Source organism: Shewanella sp. BC20 (genome assembly GCF_003129585.1).
In the GTDB taxonomy this organism is placed as follows: domain Bacteria; phylum Pseudomonadota; class Gammaproteobacteria; order Enterobacterales; family Shewanellaceae; genus Shewanella; species Shewanella seohaensis.
On record NZ_NHRI01000001.1, the window covers coordinates 76,725 to 102,739 of the forward strand.

A 26,015-nucleotide genomic window follows, 5' to 3' on the forward strand; every position below is an offset into this window, starting at 1 on the left:
GGTAAAAATAAACGTGGCACTATAGCAGTTTGGGCTAAATTATCAACTAAAAAGGCCTAGTTAACCGCGAATCGTGAAGCAGAACAAGGAGCTATAGCACTCAATTTTACGCTGAGTTTTGGGCTGAACTTACTCCTTGATTTCGCGCTAACTTTGCCCTTATTCGGCTTTGGCTTTCCCCATTAGATAAGGATCTTTGTTACCTGCACTTTTGTCTGTAAGGCTCAGGCTAATTCAGTTGGATGACAGCAGGATGAATCGGCTTAAGTGAGCATCTATCCAAACGTTTGGTTTAGGTAGGCGTAAGAGCGATACAGCCCGCAAAATGCGGGCTGGATTGGGAGTGCTTACTCACTGTCTCTCGATTTAGTGAGGCAAAGTGTTATCACTCATGCGAGCGCAAGCGTTATAACTTTTGCTGTCTTAATCGGTTCGCATTGGTGACCACAGTTAGGGAAGACAGCGCCATCGCCGCCCCGGCAATCACAGGGCTTAACAGCATACCCGTGAGCGGATACAAGACGCCCGCCGCCACTGGAATACCTAAACTGTTGTAGATAAAGGCCCCAAACAAGTTCTGTTTAATATTGCGAATGGTCGCGCGAGAAAGTGCCAATAAGTTAGCAATCACTATCAGCTGCTGGGACAGCAGAGTCATATCCGCACTTTCGATCGCCACCTCAGTGCCCGATCCCATGGCGATCCCCACATCGGCGCTCATCAGGGCGGGTGCATCGTTGATACCGTCCCCCACCATGGCAACCACATGGCCTTGCTGTTGTAAGGCTTTAATATGCTGCTGCTTTTGCTCGGGTAACACGCCCGCAATCACTTCCTCTATGCCCACTTGTGCTGCTACCGCCTGCGCCGTTTGCGGATTATCTCCGGTCAACAGCACTACGCGAATCCTCTGTGAACGGATGGCGCTGATCGCTTCTTTAGCGTCGGCCTTGATCGGATCGGCAATGGCGATAGTGGCCACTAACTTGCCTGCCTTGGCGACATAAATCGCCGTCTTGCCCTGTTTGGCAAATTGCGCGGCGGCTTCTACCGCAAAGCCTGGGTGGCTGCCTGTGACGCCCTCAGTTGACTGCACATCAAATGCCGCCATTAAGGCTTGATTACCCACTAAAAAGTCGGCGCCATCGACTCGCCCTTCGATGCCCTTACCTTGATGATTGGTAAAAATCTCGGTCACGGGCAATGGAATCGAGGCTTGCTTAACATAGCTGACAATTGCACTAGCTAGCGGATGCTCTGAATGCTGCTCAAGACTGGCGATAGCGCCAAGTAGCACGCGCTTGTCTTCATCAGTGAGCGCTTGGTCATTAGGAGCTTGGTCATTACCTTCAATCCAATGGATATCGGTCACTTCGGGTTTCCCCTGAGTCACTGTGCCGGTTTTATCCAGCACCACACAATCGACCTTGCTGGCGCTTTGCAGTGCCTCACCATTTTTAACCAATACGCCCATTTGAGCGGCGCGGCCAACGGACACCATGATAGACATAGGTGTCGCTAACCCTAAGGCGCAGGGACAGGCGATGATCAGCACACTGGTGAGCACCACAAGTGCATGGCTGAGCGCGGGTTCTGGCCCTACAAAATACCAAATCGCCGCCGCGAGTAAGGCGATGACCACGACCGTTGGCACAAACACCGCCGAAATTTTATCGGCCAGACGACCAATCGGCATCTTAGAGGTTTGCGCCTCCTGCACCAGTGCGATGATTTTGGCAAGCCGCGTATCCTGCTGCCCCGCGGTCACTCGGTAGACTAAACTGCCGTTACCATTGACGGTCCCCGCACTGAGATTATCCCCAACATGCTTAGGCACGGGAATAGGTTCACCCGTCAGCATGGCCTCATCGAGTAATGACTGGCCGGACTCTACCACGCCATCGAGTGCAACCCTGTCGCCGGGGCGAAGTCTGAGTCTATCCCCCAGTTTGAGCTGGTCGATTTCCACCTCTTCATCGCCATTTTCACCAATACGAATCGCGGTAGAAGATTGCAGGCCGAGTAAGCGCTGTACCGCCTCGCTGGTCTTGCCCCGAGCTTTGAGTTCGAGGGCGTGACCTAAGTTAATCAAGCCTAAGATCATCACGCTCGCCTCGAAGTACACGTGGCGAGTGTCCATTGGAAACGCACTCGGGATAAGCACCACCAGCATAGAATAGAGCCATGCCGTACTCGTACCCAACACGATTAAGGTATCCATATTGGTGGTTTTGGCTTTAAGCGCGCGCCACATTCCCTGATAGAAATGGCGTCCGGTACCGACTAAAAGTGCCAGGGTAACTAAGCCCATAATGCCCCAACCAAGCTGCATGCTAGGGCTATTAATCATCATTTCGCCGCCCAGTAATCCCCATAACATCATCGGGATACCGACAGCGAGTGCGGCGATGGCCTGACGCATCCGCAGGCGATACTCGGCCGCATCTTCGACCCGCTTTTCCTCAGCAGCCGCCTTTGCGTCCACAATCAACTGGGCGGGATACCCCGCCTTATCCATTACTGCTAGCGCCGCATCGCTGCTCATCTTGCCATCCACAGTCACTTGCTTATCGGCGAGATTAATACGGGCACTCACATTCGGCTCGGCCGCAAAGGCCTTTTCAATTTTGGCGACACACCCTGCACAATTCATGGTGGCGACATAGAGTTTTATCTGCGACATGGGAGATCCCTCACTTGAACTTAACCGCTATAGGATTAAGATAAAGTCTCCCATCACGGGAGAGTCAAGCATGTTTTTGTGGCAAGTATCACACTTGTCTGCACGAGTCTTTAGAACAGATAAGAACCGAGGTCAGTATGAAAATTGGTGAAGTCGCGAAGCACACAGGGTTAAGCGTCAAAAGCATACGCTATTACCACGATATCGGCCTTGTCTGCGGTGAGCGTAACGAGGCGGGATACAGGGTGTATCGCCATAGGGATATCGAATCGCTGAAATTTGTCCACCAGTGCCGCGACTTAGGTTTTAGTCTCGAGGATTGCAAACTCCTGCTTGGCCTTCGCAATAACGACAGCCGCAATGCCGAAGAGGTGAAGCAACTCACCCGCAACCATTTGGCCTATGTTGAGGAGCAAATTGGTAAATTGCAGAATCTTCGAAGCCAGTTACAGCAAATGGTCAGCGAGTGCCAAGGTGGCGACCAGCCCCACTGCGCGATTATTGATAGCCTTAACCACCAGCACTAAATGCTTAATCATCTGCATTAACCCAGCCATAAAAAAAGCCTGCTTGGATGCAGGCTTTTTTATGGGGTAGTCACTAAGGCTTAAGCGCCAAGGCGTGAGTGCTTTTGTTTTAGCGCATTTGTTTTAGTGCTTTAGCGCGGCCACATTATCCAACTGCAAGGCTGGCAACTTACCCGCAGGGGTAAAGTGAAATACTTGGCCATAAAAGGCTAACTCGGTTTCTAACCCTGCGGCTTTATGCTCAGGCGTTCGCCCCTCATCGGAATCATCACCATAGTCGATATAGGCCGTCGGCACGCCTTTAGCTTTCAGTGCCTCATAAATTTGCCGCGACTGGGCCGTCGGCACAATCTTGTTTCTCAAGCCTTGGAAAATCAGCAGGGGTTCGTTCAAGCCATCTAAGTGATTAAGTGGCGATAACTCACGATAGCGTTGCTTCATCTCGGGATAGGGGCCGATAAGCTGATCTAAATAGCCAGATTCAAACTTATGTGTGCCCTTGGCGAGCTGCTCAAAATCGCTGATGCCCTCGTAGCTAACACCCGCTTGAAACACATCATAAAACGCCAATGAAGACATCACGGTTAAGCCTCCGGCGCTGATCCCGCGAATCGCCAACTTATTTGCATCGACCCAGCCCTTAGCCACTAAATACTTGGCCGCATTGACGGCATCTTCCACATCGCTTTCACCCCATTTGCCATACAGGCTCTGACGATAGGCGCGGCCAAAGCCACTGCTGCCACGGAAGTTTAAATCTAACACGGCAAAGCCACGGCTGGTCCAGAATTGGATCTCACTGCGATAGGCAAGTGAAGCGCGCGCCGTCGGCCCGCCATGTAACATCACAATAAGCGGCGGCCTTGTGTCGTGGGGCGCAATGTAATTGGGATTCACCGGACCATAAAAATAACCATAGGCCTGCTGATTTTTGCCCGTCGCGAAGGCGATATTTTTCGCCCGTGACACATAATTAGGGTCAAGATTCGGCAGTGCAGGCGCATAGACTAACTCTGTGCCACGGCCGACAACTCGATATATGCCCTTCTCTGGTGTCGCCTTAGCACCGACAAAATAAACCCCATCTTCGCCCTTCACCACCTGAGTAATCTCAGCAAAATCAACGGCAAGAGATTCGGTCAGCCCCGAATCTAAGTGCATACGCAGCAATGCAGCTCGATTACCTTCGACATAGCTGGCTATCAAGGTCGAGGCATTTTCGAAGGCGTAGTTATGATTACCTAAACGCCAATCGGCAACGGCAAACTCGGCATTTTTACTCAGCACTGGTACTAAGGTTTGTTGTGGCGTCACGCGGTAGATGTTCCACCAGTTACTGAGATCGGACACCACATACAAGTTGCCGTCCGGGCCGAATAAGGGTTGAGTCACCGAAGAATCCTTGGGCGTATTCACCTTACGAATATTTTTTAACTGGCCCTTACGGTCAAGATCCCCAAGCCAGAGCACGCTGTTATCCCAAGGCATATAGGGATGTTCCCAAGTGATCCACGCCAATTGCGTGTTGTCGGGGGAAATCGTGGGGGAAGAAATAAAGTCATGACCAGTGACAAAGGTATCGCCTTCACCGGCAAAGTTAAGATTGATGGTCACTAGGCTGGCTTTAGGTTCGCCGCCCTGACGGTGATCTTCACGCACACAAATAATCCGCGAGCCCTTGGGGTACGCCACGCAATCGGCATGACGGGTACCATTAGGGGTTAACGGCAATGGCGGTTGATTCGGGGCGAAACGATAAAACAGCTGATCCTGCAATTTAGTGGCGAACAAGCTCTGACCTATGCCTAGGAATGCGGCTCCGCCATACTCATGCACGGTAGATCTGACATTAAAATCAGGGGGAACTACTTCGGTCACTTTACCAAGGCCATCGAGGCGTTTAATGCCAACTTTGCCCTGTGCGCTGCCGCTGGATTCGGCAAAATAAATCGCGTCGCCAACGCTTTGCAACTCGGCAATATCATCGGCCTGCTCAAACACCGAGGCCGCAGACAAGGGTGATTGCCAGCTGCCATAGGGTGCAACTTTAATATCGCCATTTTCCTTGGCACTTGAATCGTGTGTATCCGTACGCTCACACCCGCCCAGCAGCAAAACTGCACTCAGCAGATATGGTAAATAGCGTCCTAACCCCATTGTATTCCCCAAGTTTGCCAATTGAACAAACCGAAATATGCTACTGCCCTTTTGGGCTTATTTTTTAACTTTTCTGATAAACCACTTGATGACATTGGCCTGCTGCACTTGCGTGAGACCAAAATAAATACAAATCCAAGGTGACAGCAGAAAAAACCACGGGATCACCGCGACCGAACGACCTGTAAAAAGAAGAAAGAAGAAGCCGTCGTAGATCACTATCACACCCAAGACACCGACTATCAGCATCATGCGCTTAGTGATTTTTTCAAGCCAAAGGGCCTTATCCTGCCATGACATTCAGATAATCAACTCCATCACTATAATGTCAACCCTATTTGTAAAGTTATGTAAAAAAAGTGGAGTGCGATTGTTGAAGGATAGCCAGTAAATGTCAACTCCGATCCACCGTTGTGCGGCGCGAAAATCGTCCGCCACACACAAATCTTTACCCAATAAAAAACCGAGCAAATGCTCGGTTTTGTTTAATATCAATAAGATACCATATTACAGACGGATACCGCCATCCACTTCAAAGACACGGCCATTTACATAATCGTTTTCAATGATAAAGCGTACGGTAGAAGCTATCTCCTCCGCCTGGCCTAAACGGCCAACGGGCACAAGCTTCTCTAATCGCTCAAGCGCTTCTGGCTTCATCGCCGCAGTCATTTCAGTGGCAATCACTCCAGGTGCTACCGCTGCGCTACGGATATTGTAACGGGCTAACTCTTTTGCCCAGCCCACAGACATGGCCGCCACACCCGCTTTAGAGGCCGCGTAGTTAGATTGGCCTACGTTACCCGCTTTGGCGAGGCTAGAAATGTTGACAATCACCCCAGCTTGACCCGATTCGATCATCGCCGCAGCCGCCTCACGGCCACAGAGGAAGGTGCCAGTGAGGTTAACATTGATCACCGATTGGAATTGGTCGAATGACATACGGTCAGTCACTTTGCCGTCTTTAGCTTTAACTAACATGCCATCGCGTAGGATGCCGGCGTTATTCACTAATACGTTGATTTTGCCGAAATCTTCCAATATGTAAGCAAAACCTGCGACCACATCTTCTTCGTCGGTAATATCTAACGCATAACCTTGGACTTCAGTGGCTGAGCCTAAATCGGCACAGGCGCGCTCGAGTTTTTCTTGATCAACATCGATCAGCGCCAACTTAGCGCCCGCCTGCGCAAAATTGTGCGCCATTGCTAAGCCTAAACCACCCGCGCCGCCAGTGATGACGACAACCTTATCTTTTAAATCCATCTGGTTATCCCTTGTTTATCTATTTTTTAAGTGGTGCAAATTGTTCAAAAATACTGGAGAAGTCTCGGCGACCATTGCCTTGTCTTGCATGATTCACATACAAGCTGCGCGCGAGTGAGCCCATGGGGGTACTCGAATTGCTCAATAATGCTGCTTCTTGAGAGAGGCCGAGATCTTTAACCATCAAATCTACCATAAAGCCGCCCTGATAGCCCTTAGAAGAAGGCACATTCTCCATTACGCCCGGGCAAGGATTGTACTTCTCTAAGGTCCAGTTACCGCCGCTGCTGACCTTCATAATGTCCGACAGCACTTTAGGGTCAAGACCATGGTCAATCCCCATTTGCAATGCCTCAGATGTGCCAACCATCAACACAGATAACAGCATGTTGTTGCAGATTTTAGCGACCTGACCCGCTCCGGCGCCGCCCGCATGGAAGATATTCTTGCCCATGGCATTGAGCACAGGTTGCGCGCGTTCGAAGGCGATATCAGAGCCACCACAGATAAAGGTCAAGGTGCCTGCTGCCGCACCCGCCGTACCGCCCGATACTGGCGCATCGATAAATTCGATACCACTCTTAGCCGCTTCGGCCGCCACCAATTGGGCGCTTTGGGCATCAATGGTCGAGCAATCAATCAACAAGGTATCGCCAGCGACTACCTCGAGTAGGCCTTTCTCGCTGCCATTACCTAAGTATAAGTTTCTGACATGCTTACCCGCAGGCAGCATAGTGATCACCACATTGGCGCCTGCCGCAGCGCCGCATGCCGTGCTCGACACTAAAGCGCCTTGGTCGGCCAAGGCTTGCATGGCGGCTGGTACTAAGTCGAAGACACGTACCGTCATGCCCGCTTTTAATAAATTGGCCGCCATTGGGCCGCCCATATTACCTAAACCGATAAATGCTACTGTACTCATGCCATCACTCCTGTGTTCTGGTGTCTTTATTATTCCAGATAGTTGTTATTCCAGACAAAAATGGCAGGCAAAGCGCTCGCTCTGCCTGCCATCGATTGGCTTAGCTTAATTGGCTTAAGGGATGCTCTTCTCCCCAAGGTGAGGTCAAAATGTCCTCGATAACGCTGTTTGGCACGGATTGCACATCGGCAAATTGCCATTTGGGCTGTCTGTCTTTATCGATCAGCAGTGCCCGTACGCCTTCACAGAAATCGCCCTTAGCGCAGGTGTTAACGCTGACGGTTAATTCCCATTTAAAACATTGCGCTAGGCTGAGTTTAGTGCCGAGTTGGGTTTGGATATACGCCAAATGCCAACTGATAGGACTGCCCGCGAGCATGGTCGCACAGGCTTTATTTAACCAGGCTTCTTCGGTGCTTAAGGTTGACATACGGCTGACGATATCCGTCAAGCTGCCCGCCATCAGTCGGTCGATCATCTCTTGGCTCTCAGCCAGTAAACTATCGCCCTTAGGGATGTCCACTTGGTTCGACAGTTCGTTGATCATCGTATCGAGTCGTTGATGGTTTAGCGCTGGCGTATCGCTCCAGTCGAGGGTCGCCATGGCATCGAACATCAGCTCTTTGTCGTCACGATTCAGATAATGATCGGCAAGGCCAACGTAACAGGCATCGGCGGCATTCATTTGATAGGCCGTTAGCCCTAAAAACAGCCCCATCTTGCCCGGCATACGGTTGAGGAAATAGCTGCCGCCCACATCGGGATAAAGCCCAATGGTGACTTCGGGCATGGCGATACGGGAGGTTTCAGTCACGACTCTATGACTTGCGCCCGCCATCAGGCCCAGACCGCCGCCCATCACTATGCCATCTCCCCATACCAGCACAGGTTTGCCATAGGTATGCAGTAGATAATCGAGACGATATTCTTCTTCGAAGAATACTTTAGCGACCTCAGTCACTTGTCCCTTAGCGGCAACAGACGCGTGATATAACGCGCGCACATCGCCACCCGCACAGAACGCCTTTTCTCCGCTGCCATCGAGTACCACACAGGCGATTAACGGATCTTTTTTCCACAAATTGAGCTGCACCGTCATGGCTCGAACCATATCGAGATCCAAGGCGTTGAGGGCTTTTTCAACATTGAGCGTCACCACCCCAACTAATTTACCTGAGGCGGTGGCTAAGGTTTGAAAAACCACATTTTGTGTGGTGGACGTGTGTGCAGCCTTATCTACTAAATTTGTCATTAGCGGTTCTTCCAATCAGCTTTACGTTTTTCCAAAAACGCGTTCACGCCTTCGGCCTGATCTTCAGTATCGAACAATCCGACAAACAGTTCACGCTCTATCGGTAAGGCTTGGCTGCGCGGCATTTGACGCCCAGCTTGGATAAGTGTCTTACAGGCAGTCACACTGCTTGGGCTCTGATTCGCCACTTTGGCGGCCAGTGCAATCGCCGCATTTAAGGCTTCACCCGTTTCAACCACTTCCTCGACTAAACGCAAATTCAGCGCTTGGGCGGCATTCACCCGCTCACCGCAGAGGATCATGCGTTTTGCCCAACCTTCGCCTACTAAAGCGGTCAGGTTTTGGGTACCGCCCGCACAGGGCAACAGGCCAACAGTGGCCTCAGGCAATGCCATCACGGCTTGGGTTTCGGCGATACGAATATCACAGGCCAGCGCGACTTCTAAGCCGCCGCCCATGGCATAGCCGTTAATGGCGGCAATCGACACGCCGCGGAACTGGCTTAAGGTTTCAAATGCTTCGCCAAAGTGTTTTGCCATGCTCGCCGCATTGCCCTTATCACCGTCGCTAAACAGTTTTAAATCGGCACCCGCGGAGAAAAACTTGTTGCCCTCGCCTGTTAACACCAGCGCGTAAATGTCCTTGTTGGCATTAAGCTCCAGCACTTTGGCCTTGAGCGCCTGCAAACTCTGGGCGGTCCAAGTGTTGGCCGGCGGATTATTCATCGTCAGAATCGCCGTGTGGCCTTCGATACGCTCAACTAAATATTCCATCTGTTTCGGCTCCCTTATATTTCCAATCGGTTATCGCCAAATCCTACAGTCCCATCTGGGCAGCTTAGAGGATTTGTCCGGCATTTTCGTCGAGTAAACGACGGGCGATAATGAGGCGCATAATCTCGTTAGTGCCCTCTAAAATCTGGTGTACACGAACATCACGGAAGTGACGCTCTAAGGGGTACTCCCTGATATAACCATATCCGCCATGAATTTGCAGCGCAGCGTCACAAACTTGGAAGCCGACATCGGTGGCAAAACGCTTCGCCATCGCGCAATAGGCGGTAGCTTCTGGGTCACCACTGTCGAGTTTAAAGGCGGCCAAACGCACCATTTGGCGCGCGGCCACTAATTCGGTCGCCATATCGGCCAGTTTAAATTGCAGTGCTTGGAAGGCTGCCAGCGGTTTACCAAATTGCTGACGCTCATTCATGTACTGAGTTGCACGCTCTAAAGCCGCCTGCGCCGTACCGACAGAGCAAGTAGCGATATTGATACGGCCACCGTCTAAGCCTTTCATCGCAAAGGTAAAGCCTTGGCCTTCTTCGCCGAGCAGGTTCGCCACAGGCACGCGCACGTTATCGAAGGTCACTAAGCGCGTCGGCTGCGCGTTCCAGCCCATCTTATCTTCGGCCTTGCCATAGATAATGCCTTCACTGTCGGCAGGAATGGCAATCGCGGAAATCCCCTTTGGCCCAGCTTGCCCAGTGCGGCACATTACAACTAATAATTCCGTTGAACCTGCGCCCGAGATAAACATCTTAGAGCCAGATACCACATATTCATCACCCTCACGCACCGCTTTGGTTTGCAAGGATGCCGCATCCGAGCCGGCACCTGGCTCAGTTAAGCAGTAAGAGGCGAGCATTTGGCCCGTGGTCAAAGGCTCTGACCATGCTTGACGCAGCGTCTCTGTGCCCCAAGTGGTGACCATCCAAGTGGCCATATTGTGAATCGTCAGCATGGCTGTTGTGGCTGTACAGCCTTTCGATAGCTCTTCGAAAATAATCGAGGCATCTAAGCGCGACAGTCCCATACCGCCTTCCGACTCGGGGGAATACAGGGAGCAGAAACCCAGCTCACCGGCTTTTTGGATCACATCCTTAGGGAAATGATGTTCTTCGTCCCATTTGGCGGCAAAGGGGGCGAGTTCATCCGCCGCGAACTGGCGGGCCAGATCGGCAAATTGGCGTTGGTCTTCGTTGAAATTAAAATCCATTTGGCTCTCCTATGACTCTTTGGCCATTTCTTTTCGTCAATATCTTTTGCGTAATACACAGTGATTTTATCGGCAGGCTTATCATCAATGGGCGCCAACTGGCGCCACGTTTAGACTAAAAAACCTGCTGTTTCACAATGCGTTGAAACTGTTTTTAAAACCGCTTAGCGCAAGTTAATACTCATATTTGGACCTGCGGCCACGGCAATGTCCGACTCGAACCAGCGGGAAGTAATGGTCTTAGTTTCAGTGTAGAAACGTACCGCTTGCTTACCGTAAGCGTGTTGGTCGCCGTAGAAACTGCCCTTCCAACCCGTGAATGAGAAGAAAGGTAATGGCACAGGGATAGGCACGTTAATGCCGACTTGGCCAACTTCGATTTCGTGTTGATATTTACGGGCGGCGGCGCCGCTTGCGGTAAAGATAGAGGTACCATTGCCGTAAGGGCTGGCGTTAACCAGTTCGATGGCATCTTCTAATGAATCGGACTCCATACAGCAAAGCACAGGGCCGAAGATTTCTTCTTTGTAGATGCTCATATCGGTCGTGACCTTAGTGAACATGGTCGGTCCTACCCAGTTACCCGACTCGAAACCGGCCACGCTAAAGTCGCTGCCATCGAGTAAACACTCTGCGCCTTCTTCCTTACCTTGGGCGATAAGTTTGAGCACGCGCGCTTTAGCGGCTGGGCTAATCAGCGGGCCGTAACCGGCTTCTTTATCGTCCCATAAACCTGGGCGAACCTTAGCTAAGGCTTCTTTAAGCTCTGGGATCCACTCTTTAGCCGCGCCGACAAATACCGCGACCGAAATCGCCATACAGCGTTGACCCGCAGCGCCAACCGATGCGCCCACTAGGTTGTTGATCACTTGCTGCTTATTCGCATCAGGCATGATCACGCAGTGGTTTTTCGCCCCAGCAAAGGCTTGCACGCGTTTTAAGTTATCGGTACCAGTTTTGTAGATGTATTGACCTACAGCCACAGAGCCGACGAAGGAAATAGCTTTCACCGCAGGGTCTGCCAGCAGGATATCGACCGCCGTTTTATCGCCATGCACCAGTTGTAATACGCCCTTTGGCGCGCCCGCTTCGACAAACAGCTCAACTAAGCGCTGCGGCGTCATTGGGTCTTGCTCTGATGGCTTAAGGATAAAAGTGTTACCGCAGGCAATCGCCAGAGGGAACATCCACAGCGGGATCATCGCTGGGAAGTTAAATGGCGTGATGCCCGCACACACACCAAGAGGCTGAGTGTAGCTGTAGGTATCGATTGAACGCGCGACGTTCTCAACGGTTTCGCCCATCAATAATGAGGCAATGTTGCAGGCATGTTCTGCCACTTCAATTCCGCGCCACACATCGCCCTTAGCATCTTCAAAGGTTTTGCCCGTTTCTTTGGCAAGGATAGTCGCAAGTTCGTCGTGGTGTTCTTTAAGTAAGTGTTGGTAGCGCAACATGACACGGGCACGCTCAGACACAGGTACTTCTTTCCACGTCTTAAAAGCCGCCTTGGCACTGGCAATGGCCGCGTGCACTTCATCGGCCGTAGCGCTGTTGATAAGGGCGATTGGCTCGTTATTAGCGGGATTGGTCACCACGATTTGTGATGTACCTGTGCCTGTGGTGAATTCGCCATCAATGTAATGCTTAACTTGTGTGGTCATGTTGCAATCCTTTTCCTTGTTTAGGGTCGAGCTGGCGGTGCGATATTATGTTTATCCTCAGCGGGATGTTTGCCCTTGCCAGCTCTGTCTTGGTCTTGTTGATTTTTTTGCCGTTATTCGCGATTAAGCCTTTGATTAGACTTCGATTGCCATAGCGGTCGCTTCACCGCCACCTATACAGAGTGAAGCTACGCCGCGCTTAAGCCCACGGGCTTTAAGTGCATGGATTAAGGTCACCAGCAAACGTGCGCCCGAGCAACCGATAGGATGACCTAAGGCGCAGGCGCCGCCATTCACGTTTACTTTGGCCATGTCTAAACCTAATTCAGAAACCGCCAGCATAGTCACCATGGCAAAGGCTTCGTTGATTTCGAACAGATCAACCTCATCCTTAGACCAGCCCACATTGCTTAGCAGTTTTGCCATAGCGCCAACAGGCGCCGTGGTAAAGAGTGATGGCTCTTGGGCGTGGGTGGTGTGGCCCTTAATAGTGGCAAGCACAGTTAAGCCTAACTGCTCGGCATTGGCGCGGGTGGTTAGCATCAGCGCCGCCGCACCATCGGAAATTGAGCTTGAGTTTGCCGCAGTAATAGTGCCGTCTTTAGCAAAGGCTGGGCGCAGTGCAGGGATTTTTTCAGGACGAGCGTTACCTGGCTGCTCATCGGTGTCGATAGTCACATCACCACGGCGATCGCTTACTGTGACGGGCACAATCTCCGCCTTAAAGGCGCCAGATTGAATGGCCGCGTTGGCTTTTTCCAGTGAGCTTAGGGCGAAGGCATCCATTTGCTCGCGGGTTAAGCCGTATTCATCGGCGGTTTTCTGGGCGAATGTGCCCATAGCGCCGCCAGTGTAGGCATCTTCTAAACCATCGAGGAACATATGATCTAATACCTTGCCATGGCCCATACGCATGCCTGAGCGCGCTTTATCTAGCAAGTAAGGGGCTTGGCTCATGCTTTCCATACCACCAGCAACCACCAACTTAGCACTGCCCGCCTTCAATAAATCATGGGCGAGCATCACGGTTTTCATCCCAGAGCCACAGACTTTGTTCACTGTGGTTGCACCCACAGACAGAGGTAAACCTGCACCTAAAGTCGCCTGACGCGCAGGCGCTTGACCCAGACCCGCTGGCAATACGCAGCCCATTAACACTTCATCGACCTTGTCAGGCGCAACTTGGGTATCAGTGAGCAGGGCTTTGATGGCGGTGGCCGCTAAGCTCGGAGACGTTACGCCAGACAAACCGCCTTGAAAACCACCCATAGGGGTGCGTTTAGCGGCAACAATAACGATCTCTTGGTTAAATTGTTCAGTACTCATGGGGACTCCAAGCTAAATGTGCCATAGCGGTAACACTCGCCAGTGGCGGATAAATAGTGACATTGAAACCACTCTGACGTTTACGCGAACGTAAAGCAAGTATTCCTTGGTCTAATGTGTCGATAAAATCCCACAAAAATTGTCAGTCAGGATTTACAGTCAAAGGGACGAAATGTTGAAGTGACGCGGTAAAATGAAATTTGCAAAAATCACAAACTGATTAGCTTGTGGCCAAAAGCTGAGTCATAAAAGAAGCTTATAACGCGAGAGAAAGGTAAATCAGGACTTGGAAGCTAAGATTGGAAGCTTGTGATGCAATCAACCGAATGATTAAGCCAGCCAGAGATTCTGTCAGTAAAAACAACATGGCAATAGCTACTTGATAAGGAGTGTGGCATTGGTTGCCAATGCCACACTGTTAAAACGAGCATCCCAATAAGAGCCAAGAGGAAAGCTACTGCGACTCCCACGGCGTCATCGCTGTCATATCACTCAGATCGTAAGGCGTTAATTGGTACACATAATAGTTAAGCCAGTTGCTGACTAACAAACTGCCATGACTATGCCAACGGGCAATGGCATCGGCCTTAGGATCGTCATTACGATAATAGTTTTGCGGCACATTAGGATTTAATCCCTGCGCCAAATCCCGATGATATTCATCGTTTAAGGTAGATTTTTGGTATTCGGGGTGACCCATCACAAACAGGTTGCGATTGTTACGACTGAGAACTAAGTAAGCCCCAGCCTCATCGGATTCCGCCAACACCTGCAGCTCAGGATGTTGTTTAAGTTCCTCGATATCCATCTCGGCAAAGCGGGAATGCGGTGCAAAGAACTCATCATCGAACCCGCGCAGCAACGGGAAATGTTGGCAAGTACGGCGATGCACAAACACTCCAGAACGCTTTTGCTGCAGGATTTTCCGATTTAAACCATAGAGATGGTAAAGCCCCGCATGAGCCGCCCAGCAGAGGAAGAGCACTGAGGTAACATGCTGCTGTGACCAATCGATAATCTCGCGGATATGATCCCAGTAAGTGACTTCTTCGAAATCTATTTGCCCAAGGGGCGCGCCTGTGATGATCAGGCCGTCGTAGTTTTTATGACGCACGTCCTCAAAGTCACGGTAGAAGGTGTTCATATGATCGATTGAGGTGTGCTTCGACTCTTTATCGTGAATACGCAGTAAATCCACATCCACCTGCAATGGCGTGTTACCTAATAGGCGTAGAAGCTGGGTTTCTGTCTCGATTTTATTGGGCATCAGATTCAGGATCAGCACCTTCATCGGTCTGATATCCTGATTGGCAGCCCGGGTTTCGGACATTACGAAAATATTTTCAGATTCTAAAATCCCTGCTGCAGGCAGATGATCTGGAATTTTAACTGGCATACCGCGCCTCTTCTATTTAACAATCAAAGGTTCCGGCGCGGGTATGCCACTCATCAAAGAGCAAACAAATTAGCGACCGACTTTCTCAAGCAGTATCGTCATAGGCTCAGTCGAATTGAGGTCGACATGATAGGCTTGAGTATTAATAAACAATAACTTATCACCGAGCATTATCCTTGCCCCAATGGCATAGGTATGCCCCGCTTCAAACTGATCACGCCCCATCGAAAAACTAAACGGCGTTGGGGTTTTCGCCCCTTGGGAAACGCGCTCTGCCATGACTACGGCGGGCACATCCATCTTAGAGACATCAAGCAACTGCACTATCAACTTGGCATCGGCGGGCAATGCGATACGTTCGCGGTACATGGCCTCACCTTTAATCTCGACAATCGCATTAGGTGTGGCACAACCTGAAATCACCGTGGTGACGGCGAGTAACACCATAGCCGCTAATTTTTGCCATGCAGATGTCAGTCCGCTAATCCTTAACCCTTGTCTCATTTCATTTCTCCTAATCATACATAAAGACTTCTGGATGTCTATACACCCAAGCTATAAATCTTGTCATGCTGGGCATATCTTCCTATGATAAGCCACCATTTCGTTGCCGAAAAATTTATGACCCAAGCAACTGCGATAATTGTGGGCGCTAGCTCACATTTAAGCCGCGAACTTGCCAAACAATTGGCCGATCAGCAGGTTGAATTAGCCCTTTTTGCCCAAGATGTCGAATCACTCCGCGAATTTGCCTCGACCCTGCCCACTAAAGTTCAGGTCTTTTCACTGCAAATTGAACAGCCAAGTGCCATCATCAAGCAACTCGAAAGCGTTTGGCACGACTTAGGTGGCGCCCACTTAGTCTTAGTGAATACCGGACTCAATAGCTACGATCCTGAGCTGCCATGGCTACCTGAGCAGGACATTATCGATGTCAATGTGCGGGGCTTTGCCGCTATCTGCAATACGGCATTTAGATTATTTCGCGAGCAGGGTTATGGCCAGCTTGCCGCCATCAACTCGATTGCTGGTCTGCGCGGCGGCCCAAGTGTGGCTTATCATGCCTCTAAAGCCTTTGCGCAAAATTATTTGGAAGGCTTAAGCATGCATGCCCAGCGGCTTAAGTTGCCCATTACCATTACCGATATCCAACTCGGTTTACTGGATAAGGCCGCCATGCAGCAAAGTACGCTATGGCTTGCCCCACTCCCGCAAGTGGCGGCGCAAATCATTAAGGCCATGCAGCAGGGTAAACGCCGCGTGTATGTGACCAAGCGTTGGCGCTTAGTGGCTTGGCTAACGAAATTGTTGCCAGAGTTTATCTACAACACGCGCCACTGGAAGCCGAAAAAGGCTAAAAAGTAGTGTTATGCCGCGTTTAGCTTTATAAACTGCGAAAAACAAAAAAGGAGCCACAGGCTCCTTTTTTGTTACTTTAAAATCAGATGATTAGAAAGTGTAACCTACGCTGACCATATAAACCCATGGGTTAATATCGGTATCGATAACCACTGTATCACCCGCTAATTTAAACTTCACATCGCTGCTAATTTGCGCGTACCACACAGAGGCGTTTACTAACCAGTTTTTATTCACTTGGTAGTCTAAACCCACTTGCGCCGCTAAGCCCCAAGAAGTGCTCATGCTTAGGTCAGTTAAGGCACCATTTAAATCGTTAGTGAATTCATTGTCGAAGAAGTTAGTGTAGTTCACACCAACGCCCACATATGGACGTAATTTAGATTGAGCATCACCGAAATAATACTGTGCAACTAAGGTTGGCGGTAAGTGCTTAGTTTCTGCAATTTTACCAACGCCTTTTAAAGACACATCGTGGCTAAATGGAGTCGCTGCTAATAACTCTACGCCGAAGTTATCGGTCAACATGTAGCCAAAGTTCAAGCCCAGTTGGGTGTTATTACTGATTTGAAACTCACCATTGCCCGCGACATCATCACTTGATTCATTGGGTGCGACAACCACAGCACCAGCACGAACAATGATATCGCCCGCTTGATGGGCAGAAACAGAAGCAGAGAAACCAGCGGCTAACAGGGTGGCGGCGATCAGTGTAGAAACAGTAGTTTTATTCATCATCATACTCCATATGTACAACATAGGTTTTTGTTTTACATTACATCCTTAACAATTGACGCCTACACTGCCAGATAAATTCGTTTACCTTATTGATCCAAATCAAGATTAAGTGGTGATACTTATTTTGAGGTATAAGCCATGGGATCCGTATCACGCTATCTAAACATTTATTGATAATACCAGTTCATTTTTTGTGACTTACCGCATTCATTAGCCACAGCTAAATACCTCCACAAGGAGTAATTGCGTCATCGCGCCGCTTACAAAATATTTACATCGGTTTTAAGAAAGCTCAGCTCATTGAGGTACAAGCGGGCATAAAAATAGGGAGAAATAAACTCGACATAAACTTCAATCAAGCTAGGAGTCATCACTCAAACTCGTTTATCTGGTGGGCTTGATATGGGTTTGAGTCACTAACGGGTGAAAGAGTCTGACGTTAACGATTGATGCTCTTACTCGGCCAAAGTCAGGTGCGGATATTGCGAAAGCCAACCCTTTGCGGCAAGGCGCTGCTCAAACACCGCCAACGCACGCTTGGGATTATGGGTTAACTGCAAGGCAAATAATGAGGTTAAACCGAAGGGGGCGATAAGCTGTAAGCTATCGATGACGGAAGTGGGTGTGTTAGGAATTGACGCAATATAAACAGCGACGGCAGTTTCCTGTTCTGGCCAATAAGTCATCGCATCCTGTGTCGATTGATAGGGGTTGTCGTGATTCTTACGGTGCATGCGCGCCTGATTTTTTACCGACCAAGGTAACTCTGGCGCCAGAGTTTGCAGGTATGCTTCTATCGCCCTATCCCGCTCGGGACGAGTATCCAAGGGGCAATAGTAAATCAGATCGATATCGTTTAACGGACGCTGCTGAATATCATGCAATTTGTCCCACACCAAATTGCGGACAAACCCCGCCGCCAAGCACCACTGCGGCAAACTATGCACTTGGGCGCATTGCTGCGCCAATTCAAGCGCCCTCATCCGATGCTTATCTTGGCTTAGCCATGTACGTAATACTGCAGCTAATTCCGTTTCAGTCATGCCTAAAATCCGCTGTTATCTTGGCTAGCACATAAGAATGGACTATCACTGGGCGTCGATTTATGCCATTTGTCATCGTTATTGAAATCGCTATTAGAGATCGTTATTAGAAATACTGCACTTAACCACTTGATGACAAAAAAGCCAATAACCTATTCATTTATTGAAAATCATCTTCCAATAACCGCCTTAGCAACGCCATTGCTATGATAAGACTCATAAAATGAGTCTTATCACTTAAGCTGGTTTGGCGACAAGCTTAACCTTATCTTGGACAAACGATACTCACCACAAAATGGCTTAAACCGCGTCGGCTTGACGCTCTGGCGCTGCATCCGCAAAGGCTGGCAACAGATTACACTCAGCCCATACCCGCATGATATTGGGGTACGGCGTTAAATCCACATTGAAACGCTGGGCGTTGTAAACCTGTGGTACTAAGCACAGATCCGCCAGCGTCACTTTGTCACCAAAGCAATAACGGCCACTATGGCGCGCAAGTTGAGTTTCGAGCGCCGCAAATCCGCTCGCCACCCAATGGTGATACCAAGCGGTTTTGGCTTCTTCGTCGACGTTCAGCTTCTGAGCTAAATACTGCAATACCCGCAGGTTATTGAGTGGATGAATTTCACAGGCGATGGTTAACGCCATGGCACGCACATGGGCACGTTCAAGCGCCGATGCAGGCAGCAGCGGCGTCTTTGGATAAAGTTCATCCAAATACTCGATAATGGCGAGGGATTGAGATAAGGCATCACCATCTTGCTCATCATCGACCACTAAGGTCGGCACCAGCTCCTGCGGGTTTAGGGCGATATAATCCGCCTTATGCTGCTCGCCACCATCACGCACTAAATGCACCGACAACTGCTCGGCGCTCACGCCTTTAAGATTGAGGGCAATACGCACACGATAGGCGGCGCTAGAGCGCCAATAACCGTATAGTTTCATCTCACTCTGTCCTTATGTCATCCTGAAAAAACGGGGCTAAAAGCCCCGTCAATATTATCTGTCACTGTGTAAACACAAAAGCCTTACGCCTTGTACTCAACCACTTTTTGATCGATAGAACCAAAAATTGAGGCGCCATTATCATCAAGCATTTCGATGCGCACTGTGTCACCAAAACGCATAAACGGTGTGCTAGCTTTGCCGTCGGCGATCACTTCGAGCATACGTTTCTCGGCCAAACAGCTTGAGCCGGCACTGCGGTCATAGTTAGAAATCGTACCAGAACCGATAATCGCGCCCGCGCCTAATGGACGGGTTTTAGCAACATGAGAAACTAACTGACTGAAGTTAAAGGTCATATCCACACCCGCATTCGGGCGACCGAATAGTTCGCCATTTAAGTGGGTGATAAGCGGTAAATGCACCTTTGAATCTTCCCAGCGATGGCCTAATTCATCTGGCGTGATGGCGACAGGAGAGAAGCTGCTCGAAGGTTTGGATTGGAAGAAACCAAAACCTTTGGCCAGCTCTGCGGGGATCAGGTTACGCAGTGACACATCATTCACTAACATCAACAGCTTAATATGCGCGGTAGCATTTTCAACACTCACGCCCATAGGCACATCATCGGTAATCACGGCGATTTCCGATTCGAAATCAATGCCCCAGTCTTCGCTCGCAAGCGGGATATCCGCCTTTGGCGCGATAAAGCTGTCAGAGCCGCCTTGGTAAAACAGCGGATCGGTCCAGAAGGTTTCAGGCATTTCAGCGCCGCGCGCCTTACGGACTAATTCCACATGGTTAACATAGGCGCTACCATCAGCCCACTGGTACGCACGTGGCAAAGGTGATAAACATTTGGCTTCATCGAAGGCTTGTGCGTTTGGTAATTTGCCTTCGTTCAGCGCATCATACAGTTCTTGCAATTGTGGCTTGAGCAGATCCCAACCATCGAGTAATTGTTGCATCGTGTGGGCAATCGCGGGTACGGCAACCGTTTGAGTAAGATCGCGGCTCACTAACATCAGCTGGCCATCACGGCGACCATTATTATAACTGGCAAGTTTCATATCTGCTCCTGTGCTTCTACGGCTCGGCGTACTGCGCTTTTTTATCTATTTATGGTTAGCCGATACGCTCAGCTAACGGGAATGGGTGACAACGAGTGCGGGCAATCTTGCCTTTTTAGACTCGGCGTTAGGGTTTGCTGCGCGTAGAAATACCCGAAGCGACGGCGGATTCCTATAGCGTGAGCAAAATCACATTTCACCCTATTATTTCACATTTTGTAAACTAATCATTACGTTTCATACCCTGCTGCCGCTTGTCACTATTTCGCAGAACGATATGGTGAAAAAGTCGGCAACAAAGTGGAACGATACTGTTACATCGTAAGCTTAAAGCAAAATTACTTTGGCTTGGCTATCTTGTATTCCCTGAGTTTGTTGGCGATGGCCGTGTGGGACACCCCTAATTTTTTCGCCAATTGGCGAGTACTGGGGTAAGCCGGATATAAGCGGCGCAGCAAGCTGGCCTCAAATTGCTTCATCGCATCATCGAGATTGCCTTCAAAAGCATTATCGAAATAGCCAAAACCTTCGGCGTAGGATGGCAACTTAAGTTGCTCAACGGTCAGCTCGCCCGAACCATCCCACATAGATACCGCCCTGAAGACCGCATTTTTAAGCTGACGCACGTTACCCGGCCAGGCATAGGTTAAGAGATGATCGCGGCATTGGGCCGAAATTCGTCTCACAGGGCTCGAGAGTTGCTGACTGTAGTGCTCGAGGAACATCTCCGTCAGCGGAATGATATCGACTTTGCGCTCGCGCAGTGACGGAATATGGTAGCTAAGCACATGGATGCGATAGTACAAATCTTCCCTAAACTCACCAGTTTGGCACAACTCGGCTAAGTTTTTCTGGGTCGAGCAGATGATCCGCACATCGGCGCGAACTTCTTCGTCGCCACCAATGCGTCTAAAGGTGCCATCCTGTAATAACCGCAGCAGTTTAACCTGCGCCGCTTTGGACATTTCGGCCACTTCATCAAGAAACACTGTGCCGCCCTTCGCCTCTTCAAAAAAGCCGCGCTTAATGACTTTGCCCTGGCTGACGTAGCCAAAGAGTTCCTCTTCGGCGGCGCTATCGGGCAATGCCGCACAGTTAATGGCGATAAAAGGTTTTTCGCGGCGCATGCTGGCATCATGGCTGGCTCTGGCCATCAGCTCTTTTCCCGTGCCAGTCTCGCCAGTGATTAATAGCGGCGCGTCGAGCTGCGCCATACGGCGAGCTTGTTTCAGCACTTCTTTCATCTTGTCACTGCTGGCTAACACATTTTCAAAACCCGCGGTTTGATTTTGCAGTGCATTGAATTGCTTGCCGACCCGCGCCGGCGATTTAAGCGATACCACAGCGCCCACGAGGATAGTCTTATCATCCTCATCGGGTAAGTAAATCGGTAACATTTCGGCCAGATATTCGTTTTGGCCGATATTGACCCGCGCCGCCTGCGGTAACACTTGGCTCTCACTGAGCCAGCGGCTGAAGTTAAACCCTTGCACCCAATGGTTTAAGGACTCATCGAGCACTTCGTGCTCCCCCATGCCCATATTGAGTAGCGCCGACTCGTTGACGATACGAATACGCGCCTTCACGTCGATGGAGAACACTGAGTCTGGGAGGGTTTTGAGTAAGGTTTTTAAGGCGTAGTGTTCCTGCTCCGAAGGCATAAACGACACAGTTCGCACATCGTGAACACTCTCCACTTTGCGGATCTGCGGCATCAAGGCACTTAAGGTATCAAAACTGACCTCGGCAAATTGCAGGTAGAGAAAGCCCTGGTTACTGGCATCGATGGCGATGAGATTAATGCCATAACGTTCTAACACGACTAAGATGTCTTTCGCTAAACCCACGCGATCTTGACAGCTAACTTCCAAGCGCATAATGACTGATATTCCCTATTTTGATTCGAATTTTGGGATAAACCGTGCAGAGCTATTATCTCGATGTTAATGCCCTAAGGCTTGGCCTCGTAAGACATTCGTTTGATGAAGCCTCTATAGTTTACGCAAACGTAAAAGGCAGGATAAATAGCTGGGCGTGTATACGTTAGAAGGTTACGCTCAAAGTGGCAAGTCTAGTTTACAGCGTATTTGTAACAGGAAGAAAAAATCAGCGCCCAAATATAATTAGAGCGCTGATTTTAAAATTGAATTTTTTAATCTAACAACTGGTCGGTCTTGGCTGCCATGATGAAGTCATTCTTATGCAGCCCCTTGATTGAGTGTGACCACCAAGTCACAGTCACCTTGCCCCACTCGGTTAAAATGCCTGGGTGGTGGAATTCTTCTTCGGCCAGATCCGCTAACTTATTGGTAAACGCCATCGCTAACTTAAAGTTTTTAAACTTGTAAACCCGTTCCAATTGCATAATGCCATCACGCACTTGCACGCCCCAATCGGGGATCATGCGGATAAGTTCGGCCAATTCTGCATCGGTCACTTTCGGCGCATCGGCTTGGCAAGCTTCACATTTCATTTGGGTTAACGCTGTCATACATACTCCTCTTGGCAACATTAGGGGATCAATCCGTTGCACTTATTACGCTTTATTCAATTCGTTTTTTTATGGTCAGCCATTAGCTGGCTTTCTTGGTCTTGGGCGGATACTTAGGAGCAAATAAGCCTAACTGACGCGCCTTAGCCACATAGGCCATGATGTCCATCTTGGCTATTTCGTCCAGCATATCAATATGTTCAATCACATAATAAATCGGCTGCATAATATCGATACGGTAAGGTGTGCGCAGTACATCTAACAGATCGAAGGGCTTACGCTCCGGCACTTGGCTTTCCATGGCATACAAGGTTTCGCCGGGAGAGCTTAAAATACCGCCGCCGTAGATACATAATTCGCCATCCTGAGGTTTGAGTAAGCCAAACTCGACGGTAAACCAATACAGGCGCGCTAAAAAGACACGGTCTTCCTTGCTGGCATTTAAGCCCAATTGACCATAGATATGGGAGAAATGGGCGAAAGAAGGATTGGTCAGTAAGGGGCAATGGCCAAAGATCTCATGGAAAATATCCGGCTCTTGCAGATAATCAAACTCTTCCTTGCGGCGGATAAAGGTCGCAACCGGAAATTCCTTGTTGGCCAATAGCTCAAAGAAGCGGCCAAAGGAAATCAAGGCCGGCACGGCCGCGGTTTTCCATCCCGTGGTGGCCTGCAATACTTTGTCAATCTCAGCCAATTGTGGAATGCGGTCCTTCGGCATCGCCAAGGCATCGAGCCCTTGGAGATATTCCTTACAGGCACGCCCCGGTAGGTTTACCGCTTGGCGAGCATACAATTGGCTCCAAATATCATGTTCTTCCTGAGGGTAATGGATAAACCCTGAATCATCTGCACTTCGCGCAACATAGGGCGCAGTGTGCGCTATCTCTTTAGTCATAAAATTCACTTCATGGCTGACGCTAATGCCTCCATAGTGATCTAAGCCTCGATTTTTGTTAACTCCCTCACAGTTTATTGTTTACGCGATAATGTGACGCAAACGTAAAGCAAATATTACAAGGCAATTAAATCCTTGGTCATTCCAAACCGGATCTCAGTTAGACCAGTAGCAAACCTTGACACTACCGCTCAAAAATGACGACGATAGACTGATAATATGCAGAAAAACCGACAAATTTCGGTGTTTGCAAATGGCTTTTCTGCGTGGGTCATTTACAATATTGCCCAATAACCGCCTCTCCTTAATCTGAAGGTTCGCAATGAAACAACATCAAATTCGTAAAGCCGTTATTCCCGTCGCTGGACTTGGCACTCGTATGCTTCCTGCGACCAAAGCAATTCCTAAGGAAATGCTACCCGTTGTTGATAAACCATTGATCCAATATGTAGTTAGTGAAGCCATTGATGCGGGGATCAAAGAAATTGTCCTCGTGACCCACGCCAGTAAAAACTCTATCGAAAACCATTTCGACACCAGTTTTGAATTAGAAGCGCAATTAGAGCGCCGCGTGAAGCGTCAATTACTCGAAGCGGTACAATCCATTTGCCCGAAAGACGTGACAGTGATCAGCGTGCGCCAATCCCAAGCTAAAGGCTTAGGTCATGCGATTTTATGTGCAAAATCCGTCGTCGGTGACGCGCCTTTTGCCGTGTTGCTGCCGGATGTGATTATCGATGATGCCAGCTGTAACCTGAAAACAGACAACTTGGCCGCCATGGTGAGCCTGTTTGATGAAACCCAAGTGGGTCAAATCATGGTGGAAGGTGTGCCACATCATTTAGTGAACCAATATGGTATTGCGGATGTGAATGGCCATGATCTACAACCAGGTGAGTCAGAGCCATTGGTCGAACTCGTTGAAAAACCGCCAGTTGACGAAGCACCATCTAACTTAGCCGTTGTGGGTCGTTACGTGTTGCCCGCAGCAATTTGGCCACTGCTGGCTAAAACCCCTGCTGGCGCGGGTGATGAAATTCAGCTAACTGACGCCATTGCGATGTTAATGAAGGAAGAAACAGTTAACGCTTACTACATGCAAGGTAAGAGTCATGACTGCGGAAACAAGCAAGGCTATATGCGCGCTAACGTGGAATACGCCCTGCGCCACAGCGAAATCGGCGACGATTTTGCACAATATTTGAAGACCATTGTAAAGGGAATTAAGTAATGACGATTTTAGTGACCGGCGGTGCTGGTTATATTGGCACTCATACCGTGGTGGAATTGCTCAATGCTGGGAGCGAAGTGATTGTATTAGACAACCTGTCTAATTCAAGCATCGAAGCCCTTAACCGTGTCGAGCGCATTACTGGTAAATCGGTCACCTTTTATCAAGGCGATATTCTCAATAAGGCCTTACTGCAGAAAGTCTTTAGCGACCACAACATCGATGCCGTTATCCATTTTGCTGGGTTAAAGGCCGTTGGAGAGTCAGTCGCTAAACCACTGAAATACTATGAGAATAACGTGACTGGCACCTTAATTCTTTGCCAAGTGATGGCAGAGTTTAAGGTGAAAAACCTCGTCTTTAGTTCTTCTGCAACTGTGTATGGCGACCCCGCCAGCCTACCGATTACCGAAGATTTTCCAACGGGTGCCACTAACCCATACGGTCAGTCTAAACTGATGGTGGAACATATACTGGCGGATTTACACCATAGCGATCCAAGTTGGAATATCGCCCGTTTACGTTACTTCAATCCTGTTGGCGCCCATGCCAGCGGCTTGATTGGCGAAGATCCTAACGATATTCCAAATAACTTAATGCCATTTATCGCGCAGGTAGCGGTCGGTAAACGCGAAGCGTTAAGTGTGTTTGGTAATGATTATCCAACCCACGATGGTACTGGCGTTCGCGACTATATCCATGTGGTGGATTTAGCCCTTGGGCACCTCAAAGCCCTTGAAAAGCTAGCCACCAAACCAGGACTTGTCACCTATAACCTAGGCACAGGCCAAGGCTACAGTGTGCTCGATATGGTCAAGGCCTTTGAAAAAGCCTGTGGTAAATCGATTGCCTATCAAATTGCGCCGCGTCGTCCAGGTGACATTGCCGCCTGTTATGCAAACCCAGATCATGCTAAAACCGATTTGGGCTGGCAGGCGACTCACAGCCTAGAGGATATGGCTAACAGCAGTTGGCATTGGCAATCAACCAATCCCAATGGTTATAAAGGCTAATCATCTAAATGGCTTGCGGTAACTCCCAAGCCA

23 protein-coding genes are annotated in these 26,015 nt (G+C 49.6%); 4 read left to right on the forward strand and 19 right to left on the reverse strand.

The genetic code is table 11. From position 1 onward, the window contains the following. Positions 1-406 precede the first annotated feature (406 nt). Entirely contained in the window at positions 407-2,683 is a 2,277-nt protein-coding gene (locus CBX96_RS00355; RefSeq protein ID WP_109285321.1) for a heavy metal translocating P-type ATPase, read from the reverse strand. 137 nt (positions 2,684-2,820) lie between these two features. Here CBX96_RS00355 and CBX96_RS00360 point away from each other — a divergent pair, with 137 nt between their 5' ends. Next, positions 2,821-3,210, forward strand: a complete 390-nt coding sequence (locus tag CBX96_RS00360; protein ID WP_086902409.1) for a Cu(I)-responsive transcriptional regulator — start codon at positions 2,821-2,823, stop codon at positions 3,208-3,210. A gap of 123 nt (positions 3,211-3,333) precedes the next feature. Here the strand turns inward: CBX96_RS00360 and CBX96_RS00365 are convergent, their stop codons facing one another. The 11 genes from CBX96_RS00365 to CBX96_RS00420 form a co-directional block, all read right to left on the reverse strand. After that, on the reverse strand, positions 3,334-5,367 hold the full coding sequence (locus tag CBX96_RS00365) for a prolyl oligopeptidase family serine peptidase (RefSeq protein WP_109285322.1): 2,034 nt from the start codon (positions 5,365-5,367) through the stop codon (positions 3,334-3,336). Positions 5,368-5,424: 57 nt separating this feature from the next. After that, positions 5,425-5,667, reverse strand: a complete 243-nt coding sequence (locus CBX96_RS00370; RefSeq protein WP_109285323.1) for a hypothetical protein — start codon at positions 5,665-5,667, stop codon at positions 5,425-5,427. 207 nt (positions 5,668-5,874) lie between these two features. Next, the gene (locus CBX96_RS00380) at positions 5,875-6,633 is read right to left on the reverse strand and encodes an SDR family oxidoreductase (protein WP_011717645.1); all 759 of its coding nucleotides are present in this window, start codon (positions 6,631-6,633) and stop codon (positions 5,875-5,877) included. Between the two features lie 19 nt (positions 6,634-6,652). After that, entirely contained in the window at positions 6,653-7,555 is a 903-nt protein-coding gene (gene mmsB, locus CBX96_RS00385) for a 3-hydroxyisobutyrate dehydrogenase (RefSeq protein ID WP_011717646.1), read from the reverse strand. 100 nt (positions 7,556-7,655) lie between these two features. Continuing rightward, positions 7,656-8,807: an enoyl-CoA hydratase/isomerase family protein gene (locus tag CBX96_RS00390; RefSeq protein WP_011717647.1), complete on the reverse strand. Its 1,152-nt coding sequence runs from the start codon at positions 8,805-8,807 to the stop codon at positions 7,656-7,658. Then, positions 8,807-9,580 (reverse strand): enoyl-CoA hydratase, encoded by a 774-nt coding sequence (locus CBX96_RS00395; protein WP_011623346.1) that lies wholly within the window; start codon positions 9,578-9,580, stop codon positions 8,807-8,809. Before CBX96_RS00395 ends, CBX96_RS00390 begins: the two co-directional genes overlap by 1 nt. Positions 9,581-9,644: 64 nt before the next feature. Continuing rightward, entirely contained in the window at positions 9,645-10,802 is a 1,158-nt protein-coding gene (locus CBX96_RS00400) for an acyl-CoA dehydrogenase family protein (protein ID WP_086902403.1), read from the reverse strand. Between the two features lie 164 nt (positions 10,803-10,966). Then, positions 10,967-12,466, reverse strand: coding sequence for a CoA-acylating methylmalonate-semialdehyde dehydrogenase (locus CBX96_RS00405; RefSeq protein WP_011623348.1), 1,500 nt, complete (start codon positions 12,464-12,466; stop codon positions 10,967-10,969). Between the two features lie 135 nt (positions 12,467-12,601). Then, positions 12,602-13,792, reverse strand: coding sequence for an acetyl-CoA C-acyltransferase (locus CBX96_RS00410; RefSeq protein WP_109285325.1), 1,191 nt, complete (start codon positions 13,790-13,792; stop codon positions 12,602-12,604). Between the two features lie 454 nt (positions 13,793-14,246). After that, entirely contained in the window at positions 14,247-15,188 is a 942-nt protein-coding gene (gene metA / locus CBX96_RS00415; RefSeq protein WP_099457843.1) for a homoserine O-succinyltransferase, read from the reverse strand. Positions 15,189-15,257: 69 nt separating this feature from the next. Further along, the gene (locus CBX96_RS00420; protein WP_109285326.1) at positions 15,258-15,692 is read right to left on the reverse strand and encodes a YbaY family lipoprotein; all 435 of its coding nucleotides are present in this window, start codon (positions 15,690-15,692) and stop codon (positions 15,258-15,260) included. Between the two features lie 117 nt (positions 15,693-15,809). Between CBX96_RS00420 and CBX96_RS00425 the strand changes: the two genes are divergently transcribed. Beyond that, positions 15,810-16,553 (forward strand): SDR family oxidoreductase, encoded by a 744-nt coding sequence (locus CBX96_RS00425; RefSeq protein WP_086902424.1) that lies wholly within the window; start codon positions 15,810-15,812, stop codon positions 16,551-16,553. A gap of 84 nt (positions 16,554-16,637) precedes the next feature. Here CBX96_RS00425 and ompW read toward each other — a convergent pair whose 3' ends face one another. The 7 genes from ompW to phhA all read right to left on the reverse strand — a co-directional run bounded on the left by ompW (position 16,638) and on the right by phhA (position 23,738). After that, the gene (gene ompW / locus CBX96_RS00430; protein WP_181382114.1) at positions 16,638-17,285 is read right to left on the reverse strand and encodes an outer membrane protein OmpW; all 648 of its coding nucleotides are present in this window, start codon (positions 17,283-17,285) and stop codon (positions 16,638-16,640) included. Positions 17,286-17,740: 455 nt separating this feature from the next. After that, entirely contained in the window at positions 17,741-18,328 is a 588-nt protein-coding gene (locus tag CBX96_RS00435) for a nucleotidyltransferase family protein (protein WP_109285328.1), read from the reverse strand. Between the two features lie 300 nt (positions 18,329-18,628). After that, positions 18,629-19,279 (reverse strand): maleylacetoacetate isomerase, encoded by a 651-nt coding sequence (gene maiA, locus CBX96_RS00440; RefSeq protein ID WP_109285329.1) that lies wholly within the window; start codon positions 19,277-19,279, stop codon positions 18,629-18,631. An 83-nt stretch (positions 19,280-19,362) separates the two neighbouring features. Continuing rightward, positions 19,363-20,349: a fumarylacetoacetate hydrolase family protein gene (locus CBX96_RS00445; RefSeq protein ID WP_011717657.1), complete on the reverse strand. Its 987-nt coding sequence runs from the start codon at positions 20,347-20,349 to the stop codon at positions 19,363-19,365. A gap of 338 nt (positions 20,350-20,687) precedes the next feature. After that, positions 20,688-22,226, reverse strand: a complete 1,539-nt coding sequence (gene tyrR, locus CBX96_RS00450) for a transcriptional regulator TyrR (RefSeq protein ID WP_011717658.1) — start codon at positions 22,224-22,226, stop codon at positions 20,688-20,690. A 275-nt stretch (positions 22,227-22,501) separates the two neighbouring features. Beyond that, a complete protein-coding gene (locus CBX96_RS00455; RefSeq protein ID WP_069454624.1) occupies positions 22,502-22,840 on the reverse strand; it encodes a 4a-hydroxytetrahydrobiopterin dehydratase in 339 nt (112 codons plus the stop codon). An 82-nt stretch (positions 22,841-22,922) separates the two neighbouring features. Next, complete coding sequence (gene phhA / locus CBX96_RS00460) at positions 22,923-23,738, reverse strand: phenylalanine 4-monooxygenase (protein ID WP_011626687.1); 816 nt, start codon at positions 23,736-23,738, stop codon at positions 22,923-22,925. 322 nt (positions 23,739-24,060) lie between these two features. Between phhA and galU the strand changes: the two genes are divergently transcribed. After that, positions 24,061-24,969 (forward strand): UTP--glucose-1-phosphate uridylyltransferase GalU, encoded by a 909-nt coding sequence (gene galU / locus CBX96_RS00465; RefSeq protein ID WP_109285330.1) that lies wholly within the window; start codon positions 24,061-24,063, stop codon positions 24,967-24,969. Continuing rightward, positions 24,969-25,982, forward strand: coding sequence for a UDP-glucose 4-epimerase GalE (gene galE / locus CBX96_RS00470; protein ID WP_109285331.1), 1,014 nt, complete (start codon positions 24,969-24,971; stop codon positions 25,980-25,982). Before galU ends, galE begins: the two co-directional genes overlap by 1 nt. Positions 25,983-26,015 lie beyond the last annotated feature (33 nt).